General features: G+C 46.8%; 13 protein-coding genes. 8 read left to right on the top strand and 5 right to left on the bottom strand.

Annotation, left to right across the window (positions count from 1 at the left end; genetic code table 11):
* The first annotated feature begins 36 nt into the window (after positions 1 to 36).
* Complete coding sequence (locus HMPREF0650_RS00820; RefSeq protein WP_004347557.1) at positions 37 to 1062, top strand: M28 family peptidase; 1026 nt, start codon at positions 37 to 39, stop codon at positions 1060 to 1062.
* 187 nt (positions 1063 to 1249) lie between these two features.
* Here the strand turns inward: HMPREF0650_RS00820 and HMPREF0650_RS00825 are convergent, their stop codons facing one another.
* Positions 1250 to 1903, bottom strand: a complete 654-nt coding sequence (locus tag HMPREF0650_RS00825) for a DUF4294 domain-containing protein (protein ID WP_004347559.1) — start codon at positions 1901 to 1903, stop codon at positions 1250 to 1252.
* A 114-nt stretch (positions 1904 to 2017) separates the two neighbouring features.
* On the opposite strand from HMPREF0650_RS00825, the gene HMPREF0650_RS00830 reads away from it, so the two are divergent.
* The 7 genes from HMPREF0650_RS00830 (at position 2018) to HMPREF0650_RS00860 (ending at position 12858) form a co-directional block, all read left to right on the top strand.
* The gene (locus HMPREF0650_RS00830; protein ID WP_004347560.1) at positions 2018 to 3877 is read left to right on the top strand and encodes a 2-oxoacid:acceptor oxidoreductase subunit alpha; all 1860 of its coding nucleotides are present in this window, start codon (positions 2018 to 2020) and stop codon (positions 3875 to 3877) included.
* Positions 3874 to 4881 (top strand): 2-oxoacid:ferredoxin oxidoreductase subunit beta, encoded by a 1008-nt coding sequence (locus tag HMPREF0650_RS00835; RefSeq protein ID WP_004347561.1) that lies wholly within the window; start codon positions 3874 to 3876, stop codon positions 4879 to 4881. Before HMPREF0650_RS00830 ends, HMPREF0650_RS00835 begins: the two co-directional genes overlap by 4 nt.
* Positions 4882 to 5253: 372 nt before the next feature.
* Positions 5254 to 7419 (top strand): glycoside hydrolase family 3 C-terminal domain-containing protein, encoded by a 2166-nt coding sequence (locus HMPREF0650_RS00845; RefSeq protein WP_004347562.1) that lies wholly within the window; start codon positions 5254 to 5256, stop codon positions 7417 to 7419.
* Between the two features lie 126 nt (positions 7420 to 7545).
* The gene (locus HMPREF0650_RS00850; RefSeq protein WP_004347563.1) at positions 7546 to 9540 is read left to right on the top strand and encodes a ComEA family DNA-binding protein; all 1995 of its coding nucleotides are present in this window, start codon (positions 7546 to 7548) and stop codon (positions 9538 to 9540) included.
* 441 nt (positions 9541 to 9981) lie between these two features.
* On the top strand, positions 9982 to 11448 hold the full coding sequence (locus tag HMPREF0650_RS00855) for a phosphoethanolamine transferase (protein ID WP_245543433.1): 1467 nt from the start codon (positions 9982 to 9984) through the stop codon (positions 11446 to 11448).
* 4 nt (positions 11449 to 11452) lie between these two features.
* A complete protein-coding gene (locus HMPREF0650_RS12955; protein ID WP_211205566.1) occupies positions 11453 to 11611 on the top strand; it encodes a hypothetical protein in 159 nt (52 codons plus the stop codon).
* 284 nt (positions 11612 to 11895) lie between these two features.
* The gene (locus tag HMPREF0650_RS00860) at positions 11896 to 12858 is read left to right on the top strand and encodes a glycosyltransferase family 2 protein (protein ID WP_004347565.1); all 963 of its coding nucleotides are present in this window, start codon (positions 11896 to 11898) and stop codon (positions 12856 to 12858) included.
* Between the two features lie 12 nt (positions 12859 to 12870).
* Here the strand turns inward: HMPREF0650_RS00860 and HMPREF0650_RS00865 are convergent, their stop codons facing one another.
* The 4 genes from HMPREF0650_RS00865 to HMPREF0650_RS00880 all read right to left on the bottom strand — a co-directional run bounded on the left by HMPREF0650_RS00865 (position 12871) and on the right by HMPREF0650_RS00880 (position 16650).
* Positions 12871 to 13896 (bottom strand): glycosyl transferase family 90, encoded by a 1026-nt coding sequence (locus HMPREF0650_RS00865; protein WP_004347566.1) that lies wholly within the window; start codon positions 13894 to 13896, stop codon positions 12871 to 12873.
* A gap of 21 nt (positions 13897 to 13917) precedes the next feature.
* Complete coding sequence (locus HMPREF0650_RS00870; protein ID WP_040561980.1) at positions 13918 to 14700, bottom strand: DUF5672 family protein; 783 nt, start codon at positions 14698 to 14700, stop codon at positions 13918 to 13920.
* A 72-nt stretch (positions 14701 to 14772) separates the two neighbouring features.
* Positions 14773 to 15690: a glycosyltransferase family 2 protein gene (locus HMPREF0650_RS00875; RefSeq protein ID WP_004347568.1), complete on the bottom strand. Its 918-nt coding sequence runs from the start codon at positions 15688 to 15690 to the stop codon at positions 14773 to 14775.
* A 12-nt stretch (positions 15691 to 15702) separates the two neighbouring features.
* Positions 15703 to 16650 carry a lysophospholipid acyltransferase family protein gene (locus tag HMPREF0650_RS00880; RefSeq protein ID WP_004347569.1) on the bottom strand — a complete coding sequence of 316 codons (948 nt, stop codon included), beginning with the start codon at positions 16648 to 16650 and terminating at the stop codon, positions 15703 to 15705.
* Positions 16651 to 16663 lie beyond the last annotated feature (13 nt).

Raw genomic sequence — 16663 nt, forward strand, 5'->3', positions numbered from 1 at the left:
ACACATTCACATTCTTATCGACAAGCAAACAAACCAATGAAGAAAAAACAAATCATCATGGTGACAATAATGGGTATCGTTCTGGCCGCAGCCGTGGCTTTGGGCTGGCAAGCCACGAAAGGAGCCTCGTCAGACATGGGCAACGAGGGTGAAACGTCTTTGGCACAGCAGCCGGTGGGACCAGCATTCAACGCCGACTCGGCTTACGCTTACATCCAAGCGCAATGCGACTTTGGCCCGCGTACCATGAACAGCGAGGCGCACGAGCAATGTGCCAATTGGATTATCCGTAAATTCCAACAGTTTGGATGCGATGTGACCACACAAAAAACGGATGTGAAAGGCTATGACGGCACCACGCTGCATGCCACCAACATCATGGCCAAATACAAACCAGAGGCCACCAAACGCATCTTGCTCTGCGCCCACTGGGACAGTCGTCCGTGGGCCGACAACGACCCAGACAGCACCAATTGGCGCAAACCTGTGATGGCTGCCAACGATGGTGCCAGTGGAATTGCCGTGATGTTGGAGCTGGCTCGGCTGCTTCAAAACGACACCACCCTGACCTATGGCATCGACTTCGTATGCTTTGATGCCGAAGATTGGGGCACGCCACAATGGGAAAAACAGTCAGGTGGCGAAGACTCTTGGGCCTTGGGCGCACAATATTGGGCGAAAAACGCATCGCACGACAATCGCCCTGAATATGGCATATTGTTGGACATGGTAGGCGGACAAGGGGCTAAATTCTACCAAGAGTTGGCCTCTAAGCAATATGCACCCAACATTGTGGAGAAAGTTTGGGCGGCAGCCGAAGCGGCAGGCTACGGCAGTTACTTCCCCAGACAGGACGGAGGCTACATCACCGACGACCACATTCCCGTGAACGAGCACGCCAAAATACCAACCATCGACATTATTCCCTTCTACCCCGACTGCCCACAAAGCAGCTTCGGCCCCACCTGGCACACCATTCACGACACGATGGAGCATATCGACAAAAACACACTCAAGGCCGTTGGACAGACCGTAGTGCAGGTGCTGTTCAGCGAAGAATAGCGGTTGACAAACTCAATGACATACTTGCGCTTGATTCAAAGAATTGACATCACTCGCCAACAGCATTGACTTTGCCTACCAAAAGCATTGAGTTTGATAAGGAAAAGCATTGACTTTGGGGATCAAACTCAATGACTTTGGAAACGAAGTGGTAAAGTATTGGATTTCAGCTATTTACTCACAAGCGTCAGAGTTGTCCGGCTTCTACCTGTAACACCACGCGTTCGGTGAGCCGGTCAACACCCTCGGCATCATATTTTTTCATCAAACTGGCACCGAAGGCCCAAGCGAAAGCCTGCCAAAAGCCAGCTCGTATAGGCCCCATGAAGGCCTGTATGAGCTGATAGGAGGACGAATCGCACTCGCGATACACCAGTTTGATGAGCAACTTTCCTTGCTGGTAGTTCAGCTTTTTCATACGAGGCGTGTACTCATCGCGTATGCCTTTCTCCACCAATTTCATGTGTTCGTCACGCGCTTGCTTGTTGGGCAGCGTCTGTAAGTAGTCGCCAGTCTCGATGATAATGCGGTTCACCTCTTTGGCTATGGGCAACACCAGTTTCACGTTGCGCACCAATCGGTTGTAAACCGCGCGCTGACGGGCACTCTTGAAGACCGGTTCTGGGTAAACGTAGACGTTACCAAACTCCATGTAAGGGATGGAATCTTTGCCATGCAGCACCTTACCCACCTTCACCATCGGTTCGAAAGTGGGACTGTCCATGTCAACCTGTCGCTCTTCCGGCGGGGTTGGCTGGGTGCGATTGTTGTTCTGCGCATACGCTTGCAAATCCGCAAACAGCATGAAGGGCAGAACAATATAGACCAATTTTCTCATCATCTTTTGGACAAAAGTAGCGATAATTTCGCAGGGTGGAAAGAAACTCTTGCAATTATTTTGTTGTATCGATAATATTTATCACCTTTGCATACTGACTAATCTAAACAAAATAAAATGGAATCAGAAGGTTTACGGGTTAAAGAACTCGAACATGTAGTCATTCGGTTTTCCGGTGATTCGGGAGACGGAATGCAGCTTGCAGGGAACATCTTCTCTACTATTTCAGCCACGGTAGGTAATGACATATCTACCTTTCCTGATTATCCGGCAGACATTCGTGCTCCGCAAGGTTCACTGACAGGCGTCAGTGGTTATCAAGTACACATTGGTGAATCGCGCGTTTACACACCTGGTGACCAGTGTGACGTGCTGGTTGCCATGAATGCAGCAGCCTTGAAAACGCAGTTAAAATTTGCCAAGCCTACGGCGACCATCATCGTCGACACTGACAATTGCAAGGCAGCCGATTTGCAGAAGGCCGAAATTACCAGCGAGGATTACTTGGGTGAGCTGGGTATTGATCCCGACCGTGTGGTGGAATGCCCTATAACGACACTGGTCAAGGAGTGTCTGAAGGACTCGGGCATGGACAACAAGTCTATCTTGAAGTGTCGCAACATGTTTGCATTGGGCATGGTTTGCTGGCTGTTCAATCGTGACTTGTCGTTGGTAGACAAGTTCTTGGAAAAGAAGTTCAGTAAGAAACCCGAGATATATCAAGCCAATAAGAAAGTTGTTGAGGCGGGTTACAATTATGGAGAGAACACCCACTCCAGCGTACCATCGACTTATCGCATCGAAACACGTCATAAAGTACCTGGTAGATACATGGATATCACGGGCAACAAGGCAACGGCCTACGGACTGATGGCTGCTGCTGAGAAGGCTGGCGTGACGCTGTTCCTTGGCTCATACCCCATCACACCGGCTTCAGACATCTTGCATGAACTGGCCAAACACAAATCAATGGGTGTGATTACCATGCAGTGTGAAGACGAAATATCGGGTTGCGCCACAGCCATTGGTGCTGCTTTCGCAGGCGCACTGGGCGTAACATCCACTTCAGGACCTGGCGTTTGCTTAAAGTCTGAGGGCATGAATTTGGCCGTGATGGACGAATTACCCTTGGTAATGATTGATGTTCAGCGTGGCGGTCCATCGACTGGACTTCCCACAAAGACTGAGCAGGGCGATCTCTTGCAGGTGCTTTACGGCCGTAACGGCGAGTCACCCATGCCCGTGATTGCACCAACCAGTCCTGTAAACTGCTTCGACGCAGCCTACATGGCTTGCAAAATCGCCATGGAACACATGACGCCTGTCGTGGTCTTGAGCGATGCTTACATTGCTAATGGGTCGGGAGCATGGCCCATACCGGAAGTAAAAGATCTGCCAAGCATCACACCGCACCGTGTTACGGAAGAGATGAAAGATAAATACACGCCATATATGCGCGATGAAAAGACGATGGCTCGCTATTGGGCTGTACCGGGTCAAGAGGGTTATGCCCACATCATAGGCGGACTGGAGAAAGACTCGGCCACTGGACAAATATCCAATGATCCCGAAAACCACCATCAGATGGTGCGCAATAGAGCTGAGAAAGTGGCTCGTATTCCTGTTCCCGACCTGCATGTTTCGGGCGATGTGGATGGTGCCGAGTTGCTGATTGTGGGCTTCGGTGGTACCTATGGACACCTGTATACGGCGATGGAAGAACTCTTGGAGCAAGGTAAGAAAGTGGCTTTGGCTCACTTTGAGTTCATCAATCCGCTGCCGGCCAACGCCATTGAGGTGCTGAAACGCTATCCTAAAGTGGTGGTAGCCGAACAAAACATGGGACAGTTTGCCACCTATCTCCGCTCGAAAGTCGACGGATTTGTTCCATATCAGTATAACGAAGTAAAGGGACAGCCATTCGTAGTGGCTAAGTTGGTAGATGCATTTACAAAAATATTGGAGGATAGAAAATGACACAAGTCACAGCAAATCAATATAAAAAAGGCCTGGCACGCTGGTGTCCGGGTTGTGGAGATCATTTCTTCTTGGCCAATTTGCACAAGGCGATGGCCGAAATGGGCGTTCCGCCACATGAAATAGCAGTGATTTCGGGTATCGGATGCTCGAGTCGACTGCCTTATTACATGAGTACGTATGCCATGCAGACCATCCATGGACGAGCTGCTGCCATCGCTTCTGGAGCCAAAATCGTGAATCCAAACCTCACGGTGTGGCAGATTAGTGGCGATGGAGATGGACTGGCTATCGGCGGTAACCATTTCATTCACGCCATCAGGCGCAATGTTAACCTGAACATGGTTTTGCTCAACAACCGCATTTATGGCTTGACAAAGGGACAATATTCACCTACCTCACCCCGAGGATTCGTGTCTAAATCGTCGCCCTACGGTACGGTGGAAGATCCATTCCAGCCAGCAGAGCTTTGCTTTGGTGCCCGCGGAAGGTTCTTTGCGCGTGCGGTTGCCAACGATACGCCGCATACTATTGAGATTCTTCAAGCTGCTTACAAGCACAAAGGTGCATCGCTATGCGAGATTTTGCAAAACTGCGTGATCTTCAATAACGGTGCTTACGAGCCAATATACACCAAAGACGGGCGGAAACAGCATGCCATCTATGTAGAGCATGGCAAACCATTGTTGTTTGGAGAGAATAATGAATATGGCCTCGTGCAAGATGGTTTCGGTCTGAAAGTGGTGAAGTTGGGCGAGAATGGCGTGACGGAGAAAGACATTTTGGTACACGATGCGCATGCACAAGACGACACTTTACACCTCAAACTGGCCATGATGGACAACGAACATGGTTTTCCTGTGGCTCTGGGTGTCATCCGTGACGTGGAAGCACCAACGTATGATGAGATGGTGAACAAGCAGATTGAGGAAGTAACAGCAAAGAAACACTATCATAACTTTGCCGAATTATTGGAGACAAATGATATCTGGGAAGTGAAATAACCTTTCTGCTTTCCATATAACGGAATATCAAACTAAGCCCGAAGCCAATTGTATGCTACAAAGGATGCGATTGACTTTGGGCTTTATTGTTCACTCAAACCGGGCATTGCCACCTATTATGATATGTTATTATATGCACATCATGGCAGGCAGTTTAATGTTTTGGCAAATCAAAGACATGATTGATTGGTGCCATGTCGAGAAGGAAGCCTGGTGAAACTCCACCAACGAACCAACAGTAAGCGCCTCTGCCCACCCGAAATACGCTGTCTTCATGGCAAGTGCCATGCGTACGATGCGGTTATCACTTACCCATGAGGCATCACTCATCACAAACTAACAATCTGTTCATCTTAGTATTTTCCCGAAATAATGAAGAAAATTCATATCACTATCCTGGCACTGGCTTGTGCTGCTGGCAGCATACAGGCCCAAGTAACCTATCCCTTTCAAGATGCTCGCCTATCGTTTGAACAGCGAGCCGACGACCTTTGTAAACGCCTCACGCTGGAGGAAAAAGCGGGATTGATGCAAAACAACTCGAAACCTGTGCCGCGTTTGGGCATCAAGCAATTCCAATGGTGGGGCGAAGCACTGCACGGTTCGGCTCGAACAGGGTTGGCAACAGTCTTTCCTCAGACCATTGGTATGGCGGCATCGTTCGACGATGAACTGCTTTTACAAGTGTTCAACATCGCCAGTACCGAAGCACGTGCCAAATACAATGTAGCTGCCAAGAAGGGATATTTTGACACTTCTTGGAGCGTTTCGTTGTGGACACCCAATGTAAATATCTTCCGTGACCCTCGATGGGGACGAGGTCAGGAAACTTATGGAGAAGATCCTTACCTGACATCGCGCATGGGCTGTGCCGTGGTTGAAGGCTTGCAAGGTGGCAAGGGGCCACACAAATATTACAAGGCTTTTGCCTGTGCCAAGCATTTTGCCGTGCATAGTGGCCCTGAATGGAACCGCCACTCAATCAGCATTGACGATGTTTCGCCTCGTGACTTTCATGAAACTTACCTTCCTGCCTTTAAACATTTGGTGCAAGTGGGCGGTGTGAAAGAAGTGATGTGTGCCTACAACAGCATTGATGGCGAGCCCTGTTGCAGCGACCAGCGGCTTCTGGAACAACTCTTGAGAGACGAATGGGGATTCAAAGGTATTGTGGTAAGCGACTGTGGTGCTATCGATGACATTTGGCGTAAGGGCTTTCATGAAGTAGAACCCGATGCTGCACATGCTTCAGCGCGTGCAGTCAAAGGTGGTACCGACATGAGCTGCGGTCAAACTTACGGTTCGTTGCCAGAGGCGGTGAGGCTGGGAAAGGTGACGGAAGAGCGCATCGACAAAAGCTTGAAGCGCCTGATTGTAGGACGAATGCAGCTGGGTGAGTTTGATCCCGATTCAATTACACGCTGGAATGCCATCTCAATGAAGGACGTCAGTACACCGGCAAGCCGAGAGGTGGCATTGAAAATGGCACGCGAAACCATGACGCTATTACACAATCCCATGCATGCATTGCCCTTGTCCAAGCAGCTGAAGCAAGTGGTAGTCATGGGTCCAAACGCCAATGATTCGGTCATGATGTGGGGAAACTACAATGGGACGCCGCACCACACCGTAACGATACTCGACGGAATACGTCGCAAGATAGGTGCACAGCGTGTGAAATTTATTGAAGGTTGTGGCCTGGTTGAACCGCATCGAAGAGGTAATCAGGCGCTGACCACGCAGCAGTTGGTCGAAGAAGTGGGAGACAACAAGACGGTAATCTTCGTCGGAGGTATCTCTCCTCAGTTGGAAGGCGAGCAGCTGGAGGTCGAGGCAAAAGGCTTCAAAGGCGGCGATAGGGTGACCATTGAATTGCCCCAAGTGCAGCGAGAGATGATTGCAGCCCTGCATGCCGCAGGCAAACAGGTCATCATGGTCAACTGTAGTGGCAGCGCCATTGGGCTGGTTCCGGAGGTAACACATACCGATGCTATCTTACAAGCATGGTATCCGGGTGAACGTGGCGGTGAGGCTGTGGCCGATGTGCTGTTCGGTGATTACAATCCGGCAGGAAAATTGCCCGTTACGTTCTATCGGGATGACTCTCAACTACCCGACTATCTGGATTACAACATGCGTAACAGAACCTATCGATACTTCAAAGGAAAACCTCTTTTCCCGTTCGGACATGGTCTGAGTTATACGTCCTTCAAAATAGGAAAGGCGAAGATGAGGAACGGAAAACTCACGGTAAGCGTGAAAAACACGGGCAAACGTGATGGCGAGGAGGTGGTGCAATTGTACATTAGTTGCCTTGATGACCCCAATGGCCCCATTAAATCGTTGAGGGGTTTCAAACGCATGGCACTGCAAGCCGGTGAGCAACGCACGGTAACCTTGAATCTTCCACGCAAATCTTTCGAGCGTTTTGACGAACAAACCAACACCATCCGTGTGGTTCCAGGCAAATACAGAGTGTATTATGGCACCAGTTCTGACGAGGCAGACTTACAATCTTTCATTTATCATTTGCAGTAAGAGGAAATAAATTTATTTTTATTTGCTTTTTCAAGGATTTCACATTATTTTTGTGAATCCACACTTGTTGACTACCTGATGCGGTTGATGCTAGGAAAACACCACCACATCTATTCTTAACAATACATGAAAAAGACCTTCATATGCATGTTTCTTCTGCTGTTTGGCGGCTTCACCCTGGCGCAGGACAAGCTGTCCTGGGAGACCTATTATGAGCAGTTGACCGACATTGACGGCATAGAATCGGGTTCCTGGGAGACCGCTTATGAGGTGTTGAGCGAGCTGGCTGAGCACCCTTTGAACCTGAATGAGGCCAAAAGGGAGGACCTGGAACAGCTTCCTTTCTTGACACCACAGCAGATAGAAGAGCTGGTGGAGTATCTGGATCGCTATGCGCCGATACGCAGTTGGGGCGAGTTGGCGATGATTGAGTCGCTCGACGCAACGCGTAGGAAACTGCTATCCTTCTTCGTCACCCTTGGAACGGAGCGGCCGAAGGCATTCCCTTCCGCGGGCGATGTCATGAAGTATGGTCGTCATGAACTTTTATTCACGGGAAAAGTGCCGTTTTACAAACGTCAAGGTGACGAGAAAGGCTACCTGGGTTATCCCTACAAACATTGGTGGCGATACAACTTTAAGTACGGACAGTACGTCAATGCGGGTCTCGTGGGGTCGCAAGATGCGGGCGAACCGTGGTTTGCGGGTCGCAACAAGTGGGGTTACGACTATTATTCCTACTATCTCCAGCTGAAAAACTGGGGACGGCTGAAATCGATGGTGATTGGTCGTTATCGACTGAAGTTCGGTCTGGGTGTCAGCATGAACCGTGACTTTGGATTCGGAAAGTTAGCAACATTGTCTGCTTTGGGCAACAACACCAACACTATTCGGGCGCAGTCGTCACGCTCGGAAGCCAACTACATGCAGGGAGTTGCAGCCACAGTGAACGTCGTGCGCGGCTTGGATTTGACAGGATTCGCATCATATCGCAAGATAGACGGCACGTTGAGAAACGACGACAGCACGGCCATTGCTACGATTGTGAAAACGGGTTACCATCGCACGGAGCACGAAATGGCTCGCAAACACAACACAGCCGAGCTGGTGGTCGGTGGCCATGCGCAATATTTCAAAAATGGTTTTCATGTGGGAATGACAGCCTTTCACACGACACTCGACCGCCCATTGCGCCCGAAAACGGAACAGTTGTATCGCCTATACAACGCTTCGGGCAAGTCGTTTTGGAATGCCAGCGTGGATTATGGTTACGTCAGCCGTAAATTATCCATACAAGGTGAGACCGCCACAGGCGATTGTAGAACCTTGGCCACGGTACACTACTTGAGCTATCAGTGCACGTCAACGTGGTCGGTGATGGCCGTTCAGCGTTTCTACTCCTACAAATATCACTCGCTGTTCAGTCAAAGTTTCAGCGAAGGAGGGAAAGCACAGAATGAAAGCGGCATCTATCTGGGAACCAACTGGCACGCCTCTCGCCATCTATCGTTGATGGCTTACGTTGACTATGCCTACTTTCCATGGGCCAGATATCAAGTGAGCAAGGCCAGTTCAGCATGGGACTGTCTGCTGATGGGCAACTACCAGCGACGCAAGTGGCAGCTGCAAGGGCGCTACCGACTGCGGCTTAGGGAGAAAGATAATGCGGAGAAATCAGCCTTGTTGCCCGAACGCATCCACCTAGGGCGACTATCCGTGACGTTTGACGACGAACATTGGCTGTTCAAGACGCAAGGCTACCTGTCCTATCATGACTTGTCAACCAAGAGTTTTGGCTACATGATTGCCGAAACCATGGGCTATCGGCAGGGACGTTTGCGTGCGTTTGCCAATATAGGGTATTTCAATACCGACGATTTTAGCAGTCGCATTTACTGTTACGAGCGTGGTTTGCTTTACACGTTCGCCTTCCCCGTGTTCTCTGGAGAGGGCATGCGTTATGCCATCAACGTGCGTTGGGATGCCAACAGCAAACTTATGTTCATGGCAAAGCTGGGAACCACGCACTACTTTGACCGTGACAAGATTGGCAGTTCGTACCAACAAATCAACCAAAGTTCACAAACCGACCTTGAGATGCAATTGAGATGGCGATTCTGACGTGAAATTATTTTTGTACTTTTGCCACAACAAACCAAAAGCAACATAGGGTTGATATTATTAAGATTCAGTAGGTATTGCTTATCAGCATAGGCGCAACAAACATAACTTATTATTGCTGAAAAGTAACACATATAATGGTTTTATATGTTATTACTAAAAAAAATATACCTTTGCAAATAGATACATCATATTCTCATCATGCAGGCAGCAAATCAATTCATACAACCACAAGACACAAGAAGAAGTAAAAGAATATGGAATGGGATTGTAAATTTCATACAACAACATTTTCGCTTCATCATGTTAATGTTGTTTATCAATATTCCATACCTATTTAAGATGTCATCGTTTGGTCGTGGAGTACATCATTTTTTATATATGTGCTTTTCCATTGTTTGCTTAACTCTCATAATATCACTTATTCCATATAAAAGAGTTATGCGTATAACCAAAAGCATCATTGAACTATTATCGGTTTTGTTGCTATTTCTCTCTTTGTATTTCCTATATTTTTATCGCAGCCTACCAGATAGTGCGATTTTCGAAATCCTTTTAGCTACCAATCATAATGAGGCGATTGAATATCTGCAAGCCAACGTATTAAACTTACGGGTGTATGGAAGCATTTGTGCAGTCATTTTTGTTTTATCGGCATATAGCCTGTTAATACTAAAATTAGAATATAAGCGTTCAGCTATTTTATTCGCATCAGCATGGCTTACTTTTGCATCATTTTTTACAGTAGTCAACCTTGTGAAAGATGTTATAAAACAGAAAACAACTACACAAGATAGGTTATTACGTCAATGCTGTTCTGTCGTTTCTACCGTTTATCTTACACATGACGCTATAAACGACATGCAACAGTTAAAGCAAATGAGACAGAAGGGGAATACGCGCCCTAAGCTGTTAAAGAACAATAGTACTATACCGTATGTTGTCTATATATTAGGTGAATCTACTACAAGGAATCATATGGGAATATATGGATATCATCTCCAGACAACACCTTATTTAAGTAACCTTGAAAAAACTGGCGATTTAGTCAAATTTACCGATGTTATCAGTCCAAATGGACACACAATGGAGGTATTAGAAAAATTATTCACATTTTACAGACAAGGCGCAAAAGGGAAGTGGTATGAATATACCGACCTATTCAGTATTTTAAATCAAGCAGGCTATTATACCACTTGGTTATCAAATCAAGAATCTTCAGGCATATACGGTAATAACGGAAGGTTCTATGCAGAGCGATGCAAGTCAAATTCTTTTGTGTGCGTTAGAGATTCAAAAAGTAACTTTACAGAGCCTTATGATGAGCATTTGCTACCTTTATTAGACCAAACCTTAAGACAAACAAAACCCAAAAGATTTATTGTACTACACCTTATGGGTACACACGGGGAATACAAAAACCGCTATCCTAAAACATTTAAGGCTTTTAGTACAAACGTAGAACAAGGTGAAAATAACAAAATAAAAGAGACAAAAGCAACTTACGATACCGCTGTGCGCTACAATGACAGTATCGTCAACGCCATTATCAACCGTTTTAAAGACAAAGACGCATTGATTATCTACACCTCTGACCACGGTGAAGACGTGATGGAAATCAACAAAAGGATTGCTGGACACGGTGACATTGACATCAATAATCAGAAAGTAGAAATCCCCATGTTGGTGTATATGTCTAAGACTTTCCAGAAAAACTATCCAGATATCACAAATAGAATTCGCCTGTCTGCCCACCGTCCATTCATGACAGACGACATGATACACAGCATTCTTGATCTTATGGAGATACAAACCAAAGAATATCGTCCATCACTAAGCATTTTTAACAAACAATTTAACTATAAGAGAAAACGTATTTGCGCTGAAAAACCTTACCCGATAAAATAGATTAATGATTCGCAGTAATTTGGAAAAGAATATTTCTATTGCCATCAACGCCTATGATGCCGAGAAACATTTGCCGCAAGAAGATGACTCAGTGAAGCACTTTGACGAGATTATTGTGTGCGACATGGAGACATCTACCATGTCATACACCGTGCAGCTTTGACCGTGACAAAATTGGCAGTTCGTACCAACAAATCAACCAAAGTTCGCAAACCGACCTGGAGATGCAGTTGAGATGGCGATTCTGAAAAAAACAGATGAGAATACACTTCATTACAAATGATTGTATTATCTTTGCCGCACAAATAGATTATCCTACTGAATCGCATTTAATCTACATTACGTCAGCTCACCTGAAACATCGCAGGTAAAATGGATTTTGCAGCAAGAACAGACCGCAAGAGCCACAAGATGAGTAGCTGAAAGAGTAAAAAACAAGAATGCAACATGCTTAAAGTATCAATTTTGGTGCCTGTCTATGGCGTTGGTCCGTATATCGAACAGTGTACCGAAAGCCTTTTCTTACAAACTTATCCCACCGTAGAATTTATCTTTGTAAACGACTGTACGCAGGACGACAGCATTGAAAAGCTGAAAGCCTGCATGGCCCGATTCCCGCAACAGGCAGCAAAAGTAAAAATCATTCATCATCACAAGAATCATGGTTTGGGCGCTTCTCGGCAGACAGCTTTAGAAGCTGCCACGGGTGATGCGGTGACAATCGTGGACAGTGACGACTTTTTGGAACCCAATGCCATCGCTCTACTGGTGGAAAAGATGGTCACCTCGGGTGCTGACATCGTGGAAGGAGCTTACTATAGAATGGGGTGTAAACACGAAAAGATAGTATTACCAGCACATACTTCAAAGAAAAGGCGCATCAAAACCCTGCTTTGGCACAAAGGAAATGGGTTTATTTGGGGAAAACTTTATCGCAGAGATTTGTTCACCCAACATGACATTAACTTTACAGAGGGGGTAGATTACGGCGAAGATTATTCGGTTTTACCCCGTCTTCTGCTGGTAGGAAGACGCACGTGGATAGATGATGTGGTGTACACTTACCGAACCAACCGTCTTGATTCATACTCCACGACACAATCTTTGAAGTCGATGATTTCATTGGCAAAGGCCATTAAAATCGTTGAGGCATTCTTCTTGCGGAAAGATTCACAAGGAATATACCGTCAAGCCCTTCATCTTGGCACGCTGAGCATGTATGCACATTCCATCAAATTTCACATTGATCGGGAAGATTTATCGCAGATAGACCAAATTATCAATTATCAACCCAACGGCATGCTCAGCAGTTTTCTCTATTGGTTGTTTCATGTTACCTATCCATCTAAAGTGACCAGAAGGTTCTTTTGCGCCGTTCGCCGCTACTATTTGTACGTTCATTGTTGGTAAATACCAACGCTCTCAGCCTTGGGATTGGACGGGGTTGGTGAAGTCAAAATATTTCTTCAGCACCAACAGTGATATCAATCGTTCGCGTCGTTGATTCCTAAACTGGTCGACATACGCATGAGCATGCGCGATAATTGCTTCTGCTTGCTCCGGATGCGCTATGTAATAAGTCAGACGTTCCTCCAGGTCAGAGAAATCAGGCTTAATCTCTATGTAGTGATAGTTGGGCTTCAAGCATCCCTCCATGAACCAAGTTTCGCAGGTGGGACGTGGCATCACGGCGACCGAGTTGGATGACATCACCCATTTAAGGTTGCTGGCGACATCATTTCCCTCTAATGCCATGATGAATTTATAGTCAAGATGTTCCTCTATGGTGAGCTTTTCGGTTCGCCATTGAGGGTATTGTGGGTCAATGACCCCGATGTTACAGAGCGGATGGCCATAGTAACGTTTCACGAAATCGTATCGGTTTTGCTTCAAATCAGCACCGCCATCCTGCCCAATCAGACCACGAAAAATAACCAAGTTCTGCTTCTCTCTAAACGGTTTGCGGTCGTTTACAAAGAGAAAATGGCGCACCTTGTCGAGTTTCATCAACACCGAATTGGCATTATTTTCCGTCAACGGACGACTTTTGGTAATGGATGGCACTGCCGGAACGTGAACGATATCGCCGGGAAGCAACACCCATCGCAGCGACAAGGGGAAATATCGGGCGTAACGATACGCATCAAGATAATACACTTTTTGACCAGTCATGGGTTGATCTTGAACGCACACCGACTCTTGAAGGAACGCCTTGCGATCAATAGGTGTAGCTGGCGAGAGCCGATTATAATAGTTCACACGCTGCATGACATACGCCTGATCATCCCGACTCCGCAATGCTTTCATTTCCCTTTGGCAGATCTTTCTCAGCCAAGCGTGTGGCAGATGGATGGCTATGTATGAAGTGAGGTAATACCATAGCTTCGAATTCTTGCCACTATGCAAGGTATAATAGAGTTTACGAGGGAACAATGAGCGTATTTTCATGTTGTTTGATAGTTTCGACGGTTAACCGTTGAGCGCCGGAATAAATTGTTTCCAGAAGGACACGCGCACGGGTTTATTGAATCCATGACAAGCCATGGGCAACCGATTGCCGTTAAGTTGATAGCACAACTCGGGCTTAAGATCGAACGAGAAGGTCAAAGCTTCCTTGACAGAAGGTACTTTCAAGGGTGGAACTAACGCCCAAAACAAATCCTCATTGTGCAAAGCGTCGGGCTGACTGTTGTAATATTCTATCTCATCGGCATACTGCACGCAAGCCTCCTGAAACGTCTTTACCTTGCGAAGACACAATCCGCCGTTACCAATGCGTCCAAACATCTGACTGTGTATAATCTTATTCTTCGGTTTCAGCAACAACTTTAACTTCAAATACTGTTTCAACGGGAACCGCGTATACCGTGGACGAGTAGGCCAAGGCGCTGCCACAAGGTCAAAATCTCTATCACACCACGATACCAACTCATTCTTAAACAGCCAAGCATCGACATGACAAATGAAGATATAAGTATAATCTTGAAAGAGCTTGTAAAACGATTCGGACATCATCATGCGGTTATAACCCTGAATGCCATTAGCCGTGCCCAACCAATCGCCACTCACCTCAATCACACCCACATTGGGATACTGCGCATTGAGCTGCGACATATCCACGTTATTAGGTTGCAGAAAGACCACCGAAAAGCCCTCAAGCAAGGACAAATTATGATCAAGTGCCGCTTTCTCATACGCTTTCAGCATCGGATGATAAACGGGTATGACCACGAGTAACTTATTTTTTTCCATTTTATTGCGCTCCATATAACAAGTTGCAGCTTCAAACAGGACAGGATTTTCCTTCGTTATAAAAGGTTAAACTCAGCGCTTTCCCAACCGTTCATTGATACCATCGTAATACGCCCGATGCAACATCATCAGGTCTTTGGGCCGCCATGCCTTGCTGAAAGGCATCGACAACAGAGCTGGGATGACATATCCCATGCCACTGATCCAACTTCTTAGGTATCGCACGCCCCAGTTCTTGCCATAATGATGGTTTAGGTAAGCCGAATTACGCACCTGGTAATAACGTTTCCACTTCTTCTTCTGGTTGCGCACCGCCCATGAGTCTTCCGAGAAGAACGCATGCTTGTCCATCACGGCCGACGGCACATAGAGCAGACGAAAGCCAGCCAAATGCGCTCTGAGGCAATATTCCGTATCATCATAGAAGATGAACAACTCCCGGTTGGGCAACCCAATCTTCTCGACAACAGACCGACTAATGAACGGTCCTTCAAAGTCACAGCCCACGATCTCGGTAGGCGTTGTCTCCTCACCACTAAGCTTTTCTGCGTGCAAACTGCCCAGTGGATTGGTTAGGTTGTATCGCCGAAACTCGTGCGTGAACGTTTTTCCGTTCATCACTCGCCGTGGAGCCAGGATGCCCAGTGGTTTCTTGCGGTCCAATTGGGTTTCTTCATGCGCCACAAGGCTTAGCAGTTCATCCAGACACCCATCCTTTGGAAACACGTCATCATCCATACACCATATCCAATCGGCACCTTCATCATAAGCAACCTGGATGCCTGTATGGAATCCTCCACTGCCCCCAACATTTTCTTGATGAATCACATGCAAATCATGTTGCCCATCCAGCCACTCTTTTGTGCCGTCATTGCTGCCATTATTCACCACAACAATCTGGTCAAGGTTCTGCTGACGGCGCAACGCTCCGATGCTTTTTTTCAGCAGTTCCAGCCGGTTGTAAGTCACAACGATTGCAAATATCTTCATGATTTTCAGTGCTTAGTCGTTCTTTTTTCTCAATACTTTTCCGTCAACCACTTCCCAGTCGCGTTCAAACTCCTCGCGGGTACGCTTCCATCGGTTATGACTCCAGAGGTAACATGCGGGTTGTTGGCGTATTGTTTCTTCCAACATACGGAAGTACATGTCCGTCAGTTCCCATTTTTTACATTGCTTTGGGTTAAACGCCATGAGCTTCATTTCGCACTCGTAATAACCTCTTTTCACACGTTTCATGTCACCATAGAAACAAACTTGTCCCGTGTGCTTGATGATGCGTTCGGCCCCAGTAAGCACGGGCGTATCATGATGCAGGAAATCCAACCAGTGGTGAATGTTCCACCACAGCGGTACTTGGTCGGCAATGTAACCCACAGCAATCGCCTGGTTGTTGCGTTTAAACTCCAATATCTTGCGAAGCGAGTTGTGCATGGGTATACATAAGGCTTTATGGCGTTCTCGCACCCTCTTAAACAACCGGTCAAAGCGCTTATTCTCCAATGGATGATACAGCTGACAACACTGCACCTGACATGGCAACCAATTGGGCAAGGAGGTAATCCACTCCCAATTGCCATAATGACCGAGATAGATAGCGCACGACTGACCACTGCTCAGCGCTTTATTAAACTGCTCCAATCCTGTGAACTTCATGCGTCTTTGCATTTCAGAAGCACTGATGGTCATCAGTTTGATTGTCTCCACAAGGTAGTCGCAGAACCAATGATAGAAGTCTTTCTCTATCTTCACCAGTTCCTCGTGGCTCTTTTCAGGGAAGCTGCTGGACAGGTTTTTCCAAATCACACGATGCCTGTATCTCAAGATGTAAGCCATGATGAGATACAATAGGTCAGACAATATGTAGAGCAAACGCATGGGCAGCAATGACAACAGATACCAGATGCCGTAAACCAAAACATATCCTACCTCATTCAGTACTTTCTTCATTCGAAAAGCGTTC

The organism is Hoylesella buccalis ATCC 35310 (genome assembly GCF_000177075.1).
Taxonomy (GTDB): domain Bacteria; phylum Bacteroidota; class Bacteroidia; order Bacteroidales; family Bacteroidaceae; genus Prevotella; species Prevotella buccalis.

Coding starts and splice junctions, on each gene's coding strand:
- HMPREF0650_RS00880 (WP_004347569.1), bottom strand. CDS start 16,650: ATGAAGAAAGTACTGAATGAGGTAGGATATGTTTTGGTTTACGGCATC.
- HMPREF0650_RS00835 (WP_004347561.1), top strand. CDS start 3,874: ATGACACAAGTCACAGCAAATCAATATAAAAAAGGCCTGGCACGCTGG.
- HMPREF0650_RS00830 (WP_004347560.1), top strand. CDS start 2,018: ATGGAATCAGAAGGTTTACGGGTTAAAGAACTCGAACATGTAGTCATT.
- HMPREF0650_RS00860 (WP_004347565.1), top strand. CDS start 11,896: ATGCTTAAAGTATCAATTTTGGTGCCTGTCTATGGCGTTGGTCCGTAT.
- HMPREF0650_RS00825 (WP_004347559.1), bottom strand. CDS start 1,903: ATGATGAGAAAATTGGTCTATATTGTTCTGCCCTTCATGCTGTTTGCG.
- HMPREF0650_RS00865 (WP_004347566.1), bottom strand. CDS start 13,896: ATGAAAATACGCTCATTGTTCCCTCGTAAACTCTATTATACCTTGCAT.
- HMPREF0650_RS00855 (WP_245543433.1), top strand. CDS start 9,982: ATGCGTATAACCAAAAGCATCATTGAACTATTATCGGTTTTGTTGCTA.
- HMPREF0650_RS00820 (WP_004347557.1), top strand. CDS start 37: ATGAAGAAAAAACAAATCATCATGGTGACAATAATGGGTATCGTTCTG.
- HMPREF0650_RS00870 (WP_040561980.1), bottom strand. CDS start 14,700: ATGGAAAAAAATAAGTTACTCGTGGTCATACCCGTTTATCATCCGATG.
- HMPREF0650_RS12955 (WP_211205566.1), top strand. CDS start 11,453: ATGATTCGCAGTAATTTGGAAAAGAATATTTCTATTGCCATCAACGCC.
- HMPREF0650_RS00875 (WP_004347568.1), bottom strand. CDS start 15,690: ATGAAGATATTTGCAATCGTTGTGACTTACAACCGGCTGGAACTGCTG.
- HMPREF0650_RS00845 (WP_004347562.1), top strand. CDS start 5,254: ATGAAGAAAATTCATATCACTATCCTGGCACTGGCTTGTGCTGCTGGC.
- HMPREF0650_RS00850 (WP_004347563.1), top strand. CDS start 7,546: ATGAAAAAGACCTTCATATGCATGTTTCTTCTGCTGTTTGGCGGCTTC.